General features: G+C 42.9%; 11 protein-coding genes and 1 pseudogene. 4 read left to right on the top strand and 8 right to left on the bottom strand.

Features of this window, described 5'->3' with window-relative positions; all coding sequences use genetic code 11:
- Positions 1-210: 210 nt before the first annotated feature.
- From OC443_RS22550 to OC443_RS22560, 3 genes are all read right to left on the bottom strand, one after another.
- Positions 211-1,554 carry an OmpA family protein gene (locus tag OC443_RS22550; protein ID WP_073585624.1) on the bottom strand — a complete coding sequence of 448 codons (1,344 nt, stop codon included), beginning with the start codon at positions 1,552-1,554 and terminating at the stop codon, positions 211-213.
- Between the two features lie 387 nt (positions 1,555-1,941).
- A complete protein-coding gene (locus tag OC443_RS22555) occupies positions 1,942-2,133 on the bottom strand; it encodes a hypothetical protein (protein WP_143169415.1) in 192 nt (63 codons plus the stop codon).
- A 39-nt stretch (positions 2,134-2,172) separates the two neighbouring features.
- Positions 2,173-3,909, bottom strand: coding sequence for a bifunctional metallophosphatase/5'-nucleotidase (locus OC443_RS22560; protein ID WP_073585625.1), 1,737 nt, complete (start codon positions 3,907-3,909; stop codon positions 2,173-2,175).
- Positions 3,910-4,292: 383 nt separating this feature from the next.
- On the opposite strand from OC443_RS22560, the gene OC443_RS22565 reads away from it, so the two are divergent.
- Positions 4,293-5,927, top strand: a complete 1,635-nt coding sequence (locus OC443_RS22565; RefSeq protein WP_073585626.1) for a DUF2813 domain-containing protein — start codon at positions 4,293-4,295, stop codon at positions 5,925-5,927.
- Between the two features lie 29 nt (positions 5,928-5,956).
- Here the strand turns inward: OC443_RS22565 and OC443_RS22570 are convergent, their stop codons facing one another.
- Positions 5,957-6,862 carry a LysR substrate-binding domain-containing protein gene (locus OC443_RS22570; protein WP_073585627.1) on the bottom strand — a complete coding sequence of 302 codons (906 nt, stop codon included), beginning with the start codon at positions 6,860-6,862 and terminating at the stop codon, positions 5,957-5,959.
- Positions 6,863-7,062: 200 nt separating this feature from the next.
- Here OC443_RS22570 and focA point away from each other — a divergent pair.
- Both focA and OC443_RS22580 read left to right on the top strand, forming a co-directional pair.
- Positions 7,063-7,926 (top strand): annotated as a pseudogene (gene focA / locus OC443_RS22575) (formate transporter FocA); the annotation flags it as partial.
- A gap of 183 nt (positions 7,927-8,109) precedes the next feature.
- Positions 8,110-9,816, top strand: a complete 1,707-nt coding sequence (locus OC443_RS22580; RefSeq protein ID WP_073585628.1) for a jacalin-like lectin — start codon at positions 8,110-8,112, stop codon at positions 9,814-9,816.
- A 155-nt stretch (positions 9,817-9,971) separates the two neighbouring features.
- On the opposite strand, the gene tnpA is transcribed toward OC443_RS22580, so the two are convergent.
- The 3 genes from tnpA to OC443_RS22595 all read right to left on the bottom strand — a co-directional run bounded on the left by tnpA (position 9,972) and on the right by OC443_RS22595 (position 11,741).
- On the bottom strand, positions 9,972-10,430 hold the full coding sequence (gene tnpA, locus OC443_RS22585; protein WP_262021637.1) for an IS200/IS605 family transposase: 459 nt from the start codon (positions 10,428-10,430) through the stop codon (positions 9,972-9,974).
- A 205-nt stretch (positions 10,431-10,635) separates the two neighbouring features.
- Entirely contained in the window at positions 10,636-11,205 is a 570-nt protein-coding gene (locus OC443_RS22590; protein ID WP_073585750.1) for a YceI family protein, read from the bottom strand.
- Positions 11,202-11,741 (bottom strand): cytochrome b, encoded by a 540-nt coding sequence (locus OC443_RS22595; RefSeq protein WP_073585749.1) that lies wholly within the window; start codon positions 11,739-11,741, stop codon positions 11,202-11,204. The genes OC443_RS22590 and OC443_RS22595 overlap by 4 nt, the downstream gene beginning before the upstream one ends.
- A 256-nt stretch (positions 11,742-11,997) precedes the next feature.
- On the opposite strand from OC443_RS22595, the gene OC443_RS22600 reads away from it, so the two are divergent.
- Positions 11,998-12,633, top strand: coding sequence for a hypothetical protein (locus OC443_RS22600; RefSeq protein ID WP_073585748.1), 636 nt, complete (start codon positions 11,998-12,000; stop codon positions 12,631-12,633).
- A gap of 109 nt (positions 12,634-12,742) precedes the next feature.
- Here OC443_RS22600 and OC443_RS22605 read toward each other — a convergent pair whose 3' ends face one another.
- On the bottom strand, positions 12,743-13,759 hold the full coding sequence (locus tag OC443_RS22605) for a carbohydrate porin (protein ID WP_073585747.1): 1,017 nt from the start codon (positions 13,757-13,759) through the stop codon (positions 12,743-12,745).
- Between the last annotated feature and the right edge of the window lie 505 nt (positions 13,760-14,264).

The following is a 14,264-nucleotide window of genomic DNA, read 5'->3' on the forward strand; positions in this document are numbered from 1 at the left end:
CAGCGATCGATATAAAATCAAAATGTTAACCGGAATTCATTGCAATACCCGGACTGTCCGGTGACTGCCGAATCAAAGTCCACATCAATTGAATGTTGAGCTGAAATGCAGCTATAAAAAAAGCAGCCCACTGCAAGGCTGCTTTGTATACCCAAGCAACCTGAAGATGCAGGGTTGCTTGGGTATATCCCGTTTTTGCCTGGATATAGATTAATGTTTCAGATGAATTCTGATCAGAACTTTCCGGCTGTCACTTTCGTGGTTTGATAACTCACCACGAATCATCATTTTTTTACCCAGCCAGGAAGCATATTTTTTCAGTTCTTTACTTTCAAAAATAACATCAGATACAGCCAGAGCACGTTTCACAGAAAGGTCATAGTTGTAACGATATGCATCTGAATCATCTTTTGAACCTTTCCACTCTTCACTGGACAGTCCGATAATTTCTACCGACTGAATCAATGAATCATTTTCAGACAGCACTTTCAATAATGGTTGTAATGTTGAAATCAGAACCCGTTGATATTTTTGAGAAACCTCATATTCACCGACCTTAAAGTTCCCATAAGAACCATGAAAATTAAGCTGCAGCCGGGATTGATTAAACACAACTTTATCTTTTTCAAACGTATCAGTACAGGACAAAGAAATAGCTTCAACCAAATCGCTGATATCCCGGTTCAGCTGCATTTTCTCAATATGGAAAGCACCTGATGGCAGCGCAAGATGAACTCGTCTGCTTTGATCTTTCATGCTGATCAGGCTTGTATCACCGACACCGGTGAAAAGCACATCGACATGATCCAGCCGGCCATAATCCTGATTTAAAGAGTCTGCTGTGTAGTTTGAAAGTTCATTCTGATGGATTGCATCATTTACTACGGGAAGATATTTCTGATCAACAAATAAAGAAACATTGCTATTTCTTATACCGGTCTGCTCCATCACCGTAATTAATGCATGATGAAACACATGATTAAGCACAAGATAAGGAGACACTAAAATAGCCATCGCCACTAAAGTCACAGGAATATTTTTATTCTTATAAGCTGCATAGATTCTGCAGGTTATTCCAACATAAATGAAACAAACTAAGATCTCCACAGTTGCAAGCATAGTCAGTTGATTAATTACTGCATAATGGTAAATAAAAGGTGTCAGGATAACTAAACTAATCAACCCAATAAAATAAAGTGAAGAAATTGAATTATCTTTAATAAATTTATTAATCATACCGGATAATACCATCCATCGTAATTGTTTCTCTTTTTTAGTCACAGAAAGAGATTTCAATAAAAATGATGGTAACCGATATAAAATAACAATGGTGTTAACCAGCGCTGAAGCTGATATTGAAAAGATGGTAATATTTAATGTGATAAGAATTCCTGAAACAGCAAAAATAAACAGCAGAAATATTCCGTCACCAAACTGTATATTTTTCGGATAGAAATCAACAATAGAACAATATGACAGAAAGGCGATTGCTCCAAGAGCAAGACTAACCTGAAGAAACAGCGTCATCCATTTATTCATCTTTAATATATTCATTCTTATTTCATACCTAGCTAACTTAAAGTAATCATATATCCGGCTCTGTCTGACAGAGAGATATATATGAACTGACCAATACAGAATACTTCGTTTCTTTGATGGTCATTTGCCCTATTCAGTCACATCAAAACAATACCCAAAGATCAACAAACCTCAGTTAAACCAGATACTTTCTGATGTATCTTTCAATAATGAGTGAAAGCGAAAGCATGTTAGCGATTCAACATAAGATAGTCAAACCACGGCGTCAGGCGCACAAAGCTTTCGCTGAAGATAAAATACAACAAAATCGGATGAGAAAATGACTAATCAATCAAACTAATCCGGACGGACAGACGGACAGGCCGAGAGCCGTACATTCTGTTTGTACGGCTCTCATCGTATTCAGAAAAATGCTGCCAGCCATTGAAGCGGCAACATCTCCTTATTTATAAACTTAAATAAGGAAGAAGATAAGCCAACAGTGACCAGATACCAATCCAACTGATGACGGCAAATATTTCTAACCAGTTTTGATGTCCCACAGTTCCTCCTGTTTGCAGAAGAGAAATCACTCCAGAACATAGCAATTTTCATACCACTTTCATCAACTTAAGATTGTTTAACGGCATCTCCTCACGCTTTGTTAAGAGCATCCTGTAACTGAGCAACATTCGCCTGCGAAATATCAGCACAACCAAGCCATTCCATAAACGCATCCGCCATCGAGTATTGGGAAATATATTTCGGTCTGACAACATCAACAATCGCATCATAACCTTCTTTCCCTTTCATGGTATAAGCTGATGATGTACCACAATAAACTGATGATGGTTCAACATTTATCCATTGATTATCCCGATATATTTTTAGTCCGGTAATCCGTTTTCCTGCGCTTTGATCCGGGTCATAGCCGAAGTCCAGGCCATAACAATATGGATAACTTCCGGTCCCGGTTCCTTTCACGCCATTATCCAGCGCATTATCAATCGCACCTTCCAGAGTCCTTAACAGCGTCTCACCGGTAATATAATAAACACCAATCGGAATCGCGAATGGCAATAATTTACCGGCAATATCGGCAACCGTAATGTCACCGGCAGGTAAAGAGCAGCGAACACCACCAGCATTATGAATCCCGAACTCAGCAGGAAACCCCTGCAGTCTCATCACATGTACAAATGACTGAGCCACTAAAGGCGCAATTTCACTTCCTCCGTCAGGACCAGGTAATCTGGTGTGATAGAGCGAATTTTTCAGGCTAGTAATTTTTTCTATTTCCTGCTGCCTGACGACCGGCAGGTAGCGACGGTGCAGAATCTCCTGTATCACAGGATGTTTCGGGCAGTTTGCAATCAGCGTGTGTTGTTCTAAATAATCTTTCACCCGGGCATAAACCTGTTGATCAATCGTCGCTTCCCGGGCCGCATCCACAAATAACCGCCGCCCGGTCAACAGTTCATTTCTGCCTTCAAACCGGATTACCCGTCCGGAGGCATCAAAGTCAATATGACAGTGGCCAAGCGCCAGCGCATGCAAACCGGACTGAACAATATATGTATCTCCGATCCGGATACCATATGGATCTGACTTTTCAAGTCCGATATCAGAAAAATCACCCTGAAGAATATGAGAATGACCGCCAATAATTAAACTGATACCCGGCACCAATTCCGCCAGCTGTATATCCGCTTCATAACCAAGGTGGCTTAATAAAATGATCTTATTAATGCCCTGCTCACGAATGGCCCTGACAGTATTTTCAGCGACCAGAGAAGAAAGGACGAATGGCGTATCCGGATCCGGATTTGAAATTTCATCCATCCGGTCCAGAGATAAACCAAATATCGCGACCGGTTCCTGATTCATCGTCCGCACTATCCACCGGGCAGTTTGAGTACCGGTATCGTAACTGTAGACATTCGGGCATGAAGATAAGGTATCTGTTTTTTCCATATCTTCACCACTTAAGTCCCAGTTACCGGACAACAGCGGAAAATCAATATTTTGTGCAAACCGGGCCACACTATGATTCCCCAGATCCAGCTCATGATTTCCGACGGTCATTGCGTCAATACCGAGGGCATTCAGGAGCTCCGCATTGGCTTCTCCTTTAAATAAAGAGAAATACAACGTACCCTGAAAACAATCTCCGGCATGGAGTAATAAAAAGGCCCGTTCTTGCTCAGCTGCTTCAGCTCTGAGCTGCTCAGCACGCGAGGCAATCCGCGCAAAGCCGCCAGCACTGACATAAGGTGAAACGGTTTCACCATCAATCGTGAGTTTCAGTTGCAATGACGAGGGTTCAAAATATGAATGGGTATCATTCAAATGAGCAATAGTGACAGACAGGGGACGATTTGTATTAGACATGACACCTCTTTAAAACGCTTTCTTCAGATCATAGTCACTCAATCATGACAGACATATGACATTTCCCGGTTATCACAGCGTCCGGTGACGCTTCATCATGGGTTGTTTTATACCCAATGATTGCTGTGTCTCTCACCCGAACTGATAAGGTTTACTGGTTGATAACTTTCGGCGGGAAACCAGGAGCTGTTTTATACCGGATATGAACTCAATTAAGGGATGTCAGAATGCGCTCTCTTCCCCGATAAATCAAGTACACCTGACCGAATTGACCGGAGATAAAGTCTGAAAGTGAGGGTAAACAACGAAAATATAAAGGCTTTTTGTATTATACCCTTATATGGGTATATTCTTAACATATAGTCTGCTCAGGAGAGCTGTTTATGCAGTTAGAACGAATAGAAATTTCAGGCTTTCGTGGTATCCGCCGTTTATCATTAAGTTTTAACGAACTCACGACACTCATTGGTGAAAACACCTGGGGCAAATCATCTTTACTCGATGCTTTAACAATCGCGCTGCCGCCGGATGGCGCACTTTATGAATTTGATATTCGAGATTTTCATGTCGATTACTCAATTTCGTTGCCCCAGACTCAGTCTCTGCAAATTGTACTCAGCTTCGTGACCACCGATAAGGGAGAAATTCATTCAGGCCGGTATAAAAAACTCAAACCGCTCTGGCAAAGGCTTGCCAACGGACAAAACCAAATCATTTACCGCCTCACCGGAACACGCGAAGCTGAAAATATCCACACGCAATATAGTTTCCTCGATCAAAACGGTAATCAGCTCTCACTTCATGCCTCTGAAAAACTGGCTCAGGAATTAAGTAGCTTACATCCGGTGTTGAGGATGAAAGACTCGCGACGCTTTCATCCAATATCTGATAAAAAACATGCCGGGCCAGCTACCCGCACGGAAAAACGAATTAATAATACCTGCCGCAGGCTGATGGCTATTCCGGGACATGTGAATAAAGGGGAGATTAAAAGCAGCCTGAATGCCGTCAATGCGCTGGTCGAACATTATTTTTCTTTTAAAAACCGCAGTAATAAACCTGCGCCTCAGAATTACACCAGTCTTGTGTACGCAAACCCTTCAACCGAAAAGACATTCAGCCAGTTTGTTGAAGAGACGAAAAACCGGCAAACCCGGCTTTTGCTGATGATTTTGCTCAATGCTTATTTGCAGGCAAAAGGGCCAACGAATCTTCGTCGTTGTGCCAGGCCGGTCCTGATTATTGAAGATCCTGAAGGCCGTTTACATCCGACGCATCTGGCAAGAGCCTGGAGCCTGCTTCAGTTTTTACCAATGCAGAAAATCCTGACCACTAACAGCGGCGAGCTTTTGGCTGCCGTCCCAATTAATTCAATCAGGCGATTAGTCCGCTCAGCAGATAAAACTCATACACTGGCCATACCTGACAATATTCTTTCATCTGACGAATTGCGCCGGATTGGCTTTCATATTCGCTTTCATCGCTCAAATGCACTGTTTGCAAGATGCTGGCTGCTGGTTGAAGGGGAAACCGAGGTCTGGTTATTCAGTGAATTAGCCAGACAATGTGGCTATAATCTGATGGCCGAAGGGATTCAGATCATCGAATTCGCTCAGTCAGGGCTGAGACCTCTGATTAAAGTCGCCAAAGCGCTTGCGATTGACTGGCATGTCATTACCGATGGTGATTCAGCCGGAAAAAAATATGCCATGACCGTAAGAAAGCAACTGAGTCATGATCTCGAAAGCCACAGGCTGACTTCTCTGCCGGACAAAGATATCGAACACTATTTATATGCCAATGGTTTTGAATTTTTCTTTAAGGATTTAATGAAAATACCGCGTAACCACCCGATTCCGGCCAAAAAAGTAGTGATTAAAGTGTTGAAAAAATATGCCAAACCGGATCTGGCCCTGGAGATCTTATCTTACTGTGAACAACAGGGAACCAACATAATTCCACCTTTATTAAGAAAAACAATTAAACGGGTTGTTTTAATGGCAAAAGAAAACACATGAATCAGAACCACTGATGCACCCCGATTGAATCAGGTCAGCACCGAACGTCCTTCCATCATGTGCAGGCCTTCTTTAATCACACAATCGACCAAAGGATAGTCATCCATATCATTGCGCCAGATAAATGACAAAGTGCGGTTCATCATCAATTCCGGGACTTTCAGCTCCACCAGTTCACCCTGCTCAATCAGTGGCTTCACTTCCAGATAAGGTAAACAGCTCAGATAGTCGCCATTCTTCACTAAACGGGTCAGAACGGGAACAAAATCATATTCCCGCCAGACATCAAGATGTTGCAGATAAGGATAAATAGCACTTTCAAACACCGCCCTTGTTCCCGATCCGGTCTCTCTTAACACCCAGCGGGCTTCTTCAAGCTGTTTAAAATCCACAAACGGTAATTTGGTATAAGGATGATCAGCAGATGCCACGATCGTTAAATGATCATTACACCACACTTCCTGCCTGAGACGATGATCATCACAGCGCCCTTCAATAATGCCGATATCACAGCGGTAACTGAGCACATCTTCCAGAACTGCATGGGAACTTTTTACCGCAACTTTTATCTGTATTTCGGGAAAAGTATGATCAAGCTGGCTGACTAATTCAGGTAATAAGTGTTCTGCCGGGGTCTGACTGGCACATACGGATAAATCGCCGCTCAGACTTTGCTGTGCGAAAAAACCCGCCTCAATCTGTCGGGCATCCTGTAACAAACGTTTCGCCCGCGGCCTCAGCCATAAACCCCAGTGTGTCAGTGACATTCGCTTGCCCTGACGTTCAAACAAAGGACGACCCATCACTTTCTCAAGCTGTGATAATGACATACTTGTTGCCGACTGCGTCAATGCCAGCTTCTCAGCAGCCAGGCTGACACTGCCACATTCAGCGATTGCATCAAATACTGCAATCTGTTTTAAGGTATATCTCATTGATAATCCTGATCTGCTGTCGTCCCTCACGACAATTGGTACTCATTCTACGTCACCCGGTTTAAGTATCAATAAAATTGATACTTAAATTCAGAATTTCCCATTTTACCGTATGAAGTAAAATCCGGTATTCTACACGTTAATAATGTGCGACAGCGCAAGACTTTAAATTTGCTTTGATACAGTAGTGGAGAGCGCAAATGACTCAAAACACAGACTACTTTAATCCGGCCGAAATGATGGTTGAGGCAGAAAAATATGCCAGCGGTAAAACCAAAAAATCAACCGGTACTATCCTTGGCCTTGGCATGATGGCTGGGCTGTTTATTGGTTTGGCATTTATTTTCTATATCACTGTGACAACAGGCTCTTCAAATGTTGCATGGGGGCTGAGTAAACTCGCAGGCGGTGTGGCTTTCAGTCTGGGGTTAATTTTAGTTGTCATCTGCGGTGGTGAATTATTCACCAGCTCTGTACTGACGATTCTTGCACGGGCAAATAAACAAATCACGACGACCAAAATGCTTTCAATCTGGAGCAAAGTTTATATCGGTAACTTCCTTGGTGCCATGTTACTGCTGGTTCTGGTCGCAGCTGCGGGTCTTTACTCAGGCGCACACGGCCAGTGGGGAGTGAATGCACTGAATATTGCACAACACAAACTCCACCACACATTCATTCAGGCATTCGCATTAGGTATTTTGTGTAACTTACTGGTTTGTCTGGCGGTCTGGCTGACTTTCAGTTCTCACAATGCGGCAACAAAAGCGTTGATGACAATTATGCCGGTCGCACTATTCGTTTCGTCAGGTTTTGAGCACTGTGTTGCAAATATGTTTATGATTCCGCTTGGTATTACAATTCATAGTTTTGCACCCGCATCTTTCTGGCACGACGCAGGTGTTCATGCCAGTCATTATGCCGATTTGACAATTGCAAACTTTGTCCTGAAAAATCTTGTTCCTGTGACGCTTGGAAATATTGTTGGCGGTGCATTTCTGGTTGGTATGTCAAACTGGTTTGTTTTCAGTTATCCGAAAAAAAAGCAGGTATCTGACACCACTTCAGCTCAACAGTCAGGTAGTCCGACACAGCATCTGTAAGCTTCACTGAGAGACTCAGTTAACACAGGCAGCACAATCGGATACGTGCTGCCTTTTTATTAATTTATCTGACACATTTTTTCTGTCACACAAAGGAAACAATATTCAATTAGATTCATATAATTCTTAACAAAGGAAATATGAATGATGAATAAACGAATCAGCTGTTATCTCAACTGTCTGCCCGTCCTGCTCTTCACATCTTGTATATTTGCAGCTTCCGGAGAATTTTCCACGCTGACTTACAATATTGCCGGACTTCCTGAAATTGTATCCAGTGCTGAATCACACCGCCTGCAGGCCACTGAACAGATCAGTTGCTATATCAATGAATTTGATATAGTCAATGTTCAGGAAGACTTTAACTATCATGCAGCGCTCTACGATACCTGTAATCATCACGATTATCGCTCACCTACATCTGGTGGTGCCGGTATCGGAAGCGGCCTGAATACACTCAGCCACTTTCCCTACGAAGACTGGAGCCGCATCAGATGGAGCAGCTGTCATGGCGTTGACTGCCTGACACCAAAAGGGTTCACTCTGGCCAGAGTTCAGCTTCAGGAAGGCGTTTACGTCGATGTTTATAATTTACATGCTCAGGCACAAACAGAGCCAGCAGATTTAAAAGCCCGCAGAGAAAACATGCTTCAGCTGAGCCAATATATCGAAATACATTCTGCAGGTAATGCCGTCATCATTACCGGAGATACCAACACCCGCTACACCCGAAGCGGTGATAATATCCGGGAGTTCATTCACCGGGGATTCAAAGACGCCTGGTTAACCCTTATCCGGGATAATGATGCCCCAGTATCCGGAGCTGATGCTTTAGTCTGCCACCCCCCGTTTACCGGCAGCCAGTGTGAAATCGTCGATAAAGTGCTTTACCGCGACAATGGATACCTCAATCTGAGTGCTTATACTTATGAGATTCGCCAAGATGCAAAAACCAGCACCGATCTGGACTTATCTGATCATCCGCCAGTTGAGGCCCGCTGGACCTATCAGACCAACGATAACTGGCAGTTCAGTCCGCGGATTGGCGGACCTCACGGGATTGAATTTAATGATTATGCTCTGCTGCCTGATCAGCCATCCCTGAGTCAAATCTCGATTCGCAGCGGTAAACGTCTTGACCAGTTGCAGCTCACTCTGAGTAATGGTGAGACAATCACACACGGAGCAAACGGCGGAACAAGACAGTCATTAGCATTTAATCCGGGTGAGTATCTGACATCCGCCACATTCTGCGCTGGCAAGTGGCAAAATCACACCCGAATATTCTATACCCGACTCACAACAAATCAGTCCAGATCCCTGAGTGGCGGTACACAGACAGATACCTGTCAGACATTCGATGCTCCGGAAAACTGGCATATTACCGGCTTCTACGGGCGTAGTGCTGATGAAATTGATAAAGTGGGTGTCATCTACTCTCCCCTGCGGACTATCAAAGCTTCCGGAGCCAACTATGCACAGATGCTCAATCAGGCATCACAACTTTGTCTGAGTACCGGTGAAACAAATCTGACGGAAGTAGACCAGCAGCCCTGTGAGAACAGCCAAAAACAGTTGTGGCATTATGATCCGCGTACCGGACTGCTCCGGAACCGGAACCATCCGGAGTACTGCCTGAGCAATGGCGGTTCATTTACTGATCACGCAAAATTATTGATGACTTCCTGCACCGGCAATGTAAATCAGCAGTTTACAATCAGTAGTGACGGTTCGGTTTCAATGAGAACAATGCCGGATTTCGTTATCCGGCCAACAGGGTCCACACCGGGAGAATCGATTTTTCTCAGTTCATCCAAGTCACTGAATATCCAGAGATGGCAATGGCAGTAAAACAGCGTATTACCTGTAAAAAACTACCTGTAAAAAATCACCTGTAAAAAAAGAATCCTCCGGCATAGCCGGAGGTTTTTCATATGCGCCTATAAGGCTCTCCTACCAGCAGCGCCCTAGCAGGCGCATAGTGATCTGACATTTGCATATTACTATTACTTACGGCCCGTAAACGGGCTACCTGAATATGGGATCGACAGCTGCTCTCCCAATTTATCCTGTTCTAACTGGTGTTGGATGTAATTTTGGATCTTGCCGGTATTTTTACCTACCGTATCCACATAATAACCTCGACACCAAAATTCACGATTACGATATTTGAACTTCAAATCTCCAAATTGCTCATATAACATCAAGCTACTTTTTCCTTTTAGATACCCCATAAATCCTGAAACGCTCATCTTTGGTGGTATTTCCAAAAGCATGTGGACATGATCTACACAGCATTCTGCCTCAACAATGTTCACATTTTTCCATTCACATAATTTTCGCAGTATTTCACCAACTGCTCTGCGTTTTTCACCATAGAACACCTGCCTTCTATATTTCGGGGCGAATACTATGTGATATTTACAATTCCATCGAGTGTGCGCTAAGCTTTTTTCGTCCCCCATTGGGACCCCCTTTCAATTTTTGTTTAACTCTTGTAGTTGCCAGACCACAAGATATTTCTAACAAATTGAAAGGGGTTTTATAACTGACTTATAGCTGTAAGCTTTACGGAACCCCCAGCCTAGCTGGGGGTTTTCTATCCACAAAAAAACACCCGGAGCAATCCGGGTGTTTGATTTGTTGCGCTTTGGGCCGTCAGGTGTGGCGTTACTTTTTAATACCTTCAACCTGTAAATTCATATCGACATACTGAACGATACCCCGGGCTTTAATCCCGAAATCAGCCATAGTCAAACGGGTTTTACCTTCAAACCCGGCACGCTCACCACCCCACGGGTCTTTTCCTGCACCAATGAAATGTGCATCAATGCTGATCGGCTTGGTTTTTCCGTAGAGATTCAGGTTGCCTTCAATCGTAAAGTTACCCTGCCCTTTATCGATTACTTTTGTACTGGTGAACTCAGCTGACGGGAATTTACTGGTGTTGATAAAATCACCACTGCGTAAATGCTTATCACGTTCAGCGTGATTTGAATCCAGACTTGATGTATCAACTTTTACATGAACTTCAGAAGCTTCAATATTCTTAGGATCATACGAAAAAGTGCCTTCGAATGTATTAAACCGGCCAATGATATGGCTGTATCCTAAATGACTCACTTCAAAGTTAATGGAAGCATGTCCGCCTTCCGTATCAATCACATAGTCTGCTGCTGCTGCACCAAAAGACAAAGAAGCTGACAGTGCAAGTCCTGCAGCAATTAATGTTTTCTTCATTTTGAAGCTCCTATCATTTTGCGTAAGGTTTCATCTTTAGAGATAAAGTGATGTTTTAATGCCGCAAGTGCATGTAACACAGCCATAATCACTAATGACCATGCGGCAATTTCATGAACGGTCCCGGCTAAATCAGCCTGGCCTTCAAATAGTTCCCCGGCCCCGGGAATCGTGAACCAGTTAAACACCTCAATCCCCCGGCCATCAGCCGTGGAAATGAGATATCCGGAAATAAATATAATGAACAAATCGAGGTAAATGGTATGATGAACAGCCGTTGCAGCCACTTGCTCGAAACGAGAGCCTTCAACTTTGGGTGACAGTGTAGAGGCTTTCCAGATCACCCGGAAAATAGTCAGCAAGGCAAAAAGAATACCTATTGATTTATGGATAAACGGCGCTTCATGATACCAGTGACTGTAATAAGACAAGTCAACCATCCATATTCCGACACCAAACATGCCAAACACAATGATGGCTGAGAGCCAGTGCATTAACCTTGCGACAAAGTTATAATTTTTTACGGCATTACTCATTGCTAACCTCTTATTTCTCCTCCTCATATCTTACAGATAGGAGATCATTTGCATTAAAAATATGATTTGTTGAGTATTCATTATAATTTATATAACTGGTACCTGATCAGGTTGATGAACTTGTTCTAAAATTTTGAATATGTCTAAGGCATTGAAAAAGTTGCTGTATACATTAGACAAACACTGAAAAAAGTAGTAAGACAAGATAAAGGCCAAAATACAAACAAAGCCATCATTTAGCAGGAGAGATATACCCTTGTTATTAGATATCCTGATCCAAAGTGTCAATGAGTTCCAGTCTGACTGTATGGCATTGTGTAATAAGCATTATCCGACCATCCACAACCGGGGAATGACGGAGCATCATCTCGGAACGGCCTTTGCGAGGCGCCTTTCCCGGACCCTGATCGAATTCGGACATTCCTGTGAGTATAGCCATATCGAGGTCAATACAAGTACTGAGTTACCTCATCATTTCAGAGTCACGTCAGATGCAGGAACCGTCTGGATCCTGACCCATCATATGGTCAGTGCCAGTGAGTCTTGTAAAAACAAAGTGTTACAGGATATTACCGCCTGGAAAGATGAGTATGCGTTTGCTATTCAGCCAACAGATATTTTATTACTTTTGGCAGATCACTGGATGACAAGAGGTATGAAGAGCCGGGAACTGTTGTATTGGTGGACAGGAAAACTTCCGGATGAAATTGATGAATATAATGCACAGGGAATTACGCTGCATAAAAGTGATTCCAAAATGGTCCAGATTCTGGAGAATTATCACCATGTTTCTCCCTGCTATGTGAAATACACCCATCCCCTGAAACGTTCTGCCGATCAGCAACTGGTGCGCAAATATATCCAGCTTTACGCCGTGCTCCAATGGGCATAATCTGATCTTTCAGCCTGCGCATCTCCGGCATGTATCAGGAAAAAAAGCCCACTCAGTCATGAGTGGGCAAAAAAGACAAAACAGTGTTTCAATATATAAAAAATATCTATCAGAAGAAGTACTTAATACGAACCCGTGCACCAAAATCTTTATCGTTTGTATCTTCAACTTTTGAGTAGTAAGAACCCAGATAAACTGACAGATCTTCGACATCCATTACGTTGGCAATTTTATAAGATGCATAAGCTGTGTTTACTTTCACATCAGAGCTACCTTCATCTTCGTCGGCATAAATATAGCCCAGACCAAAGCCTTTAAATAACAGGTTTGCACCGAAAGATGAGTTCTCTTTATCAGAGGAGTCAAAATCACGGTAAGCATAGTTGACATTGATGCTCAGATCATTAGCCGAGTACTTCACTGTCGCGCCATAACCCATGAAATCATTGCCACTATCAGCTTCATCAGCAGTCAGGTTTGCTTCCATACCACCAGCAATTTTCAGAGCATCAGTGACAGAGAATTCAACAACCGGGCGGACAAAAATTGCATTTTTATCTGATTTTTTGATATCTGAATTACTGTCTCCGGCAGAATTTCTCTCCTTAAATAATGAAGAAACTTCAAAATAAACACTATCAAACGATTTTGAATAAGCGATTTGACCGTTATCACCACGACCACGGGCATCTTTCAAACGGTACACATTCAGTTTGTCGCCATCACCAGCAAACTCAAGCATTGTGTCCTGACCAACCGGGAACATATCATATGCTTCGTAACGGCCAACTTTTAATGACCAGTCTTGTTTCTGACCGAATGCAACCCATGCATCATCCAGCTCAACATCACCTGTTGTTTTCAGTAATGGCTGAACCTGTACACCAATAAAACGCTCACCGGAAAGCATCCGTTCTGCCGCAACATTCAGCAAAACACGACCATCCTGATTAAATTCCTGTACATCTTCGGCATTTTTATCGCGGTAGTTAGTATCAAATTCAACATCACCACGAATTGAGAACTGACCTTTTTCATTATCAACGCTGATTCCGGCCTGCGCAGACAGCGCTGCAGAAATCAAAACAGATGCAATAGAAAGTTTACCCAAAGTGTTTATTTTCATCGTTTACTCCGTTGGTCTAACACCAATTATTTTTTGTAGGGCGACTCAGCAACCTCAGCAACCACTGCCCTGAACTATTCACGTTGCTGATGTTTTAAAATCTTACATTCACAAAAAATTTCGTAAAACGAGCTAAATCACACATTGGGAACGTTCCCTTTTTTGATGTCTCTTAATTTGGCTTTGTTCACAATTAAATCTGAAACTCAACTCAAAAGAATGATCAACCTCTTATTTCAGCCAATTTATCAGCAAAATAATATGGGATTATTTATATGCGATCGATATTCAATCAGTTTAAACAATAGGGAACGAGACCAAAACTCATGTGAGAAAGATCAAAAAAATAATCAGCGACTATGTACCGGTAACGGTGAAAACACAGGAAACAGTGAAGGAAATGAAGCTTAAACTGAAGACAACAAGCGATTTCTGTGTCAACGCTGTGCAGATTTGGAGGAACAAAATTCCGGAGCGGGAATGAAAAAAGCGCCCGTACACAGGC

Origin of the sequence: Vibrio quintilis (genome assembly GCF_024529975.1) — a bacterium.
In the GTDB taxonomy this organism is placed as follows: Bacteria; Pseudomonadota; Gammaproteobacteria; order Enterobacterales; family Vibrionaceae; genus Vibrio; species Vibrio quintilis.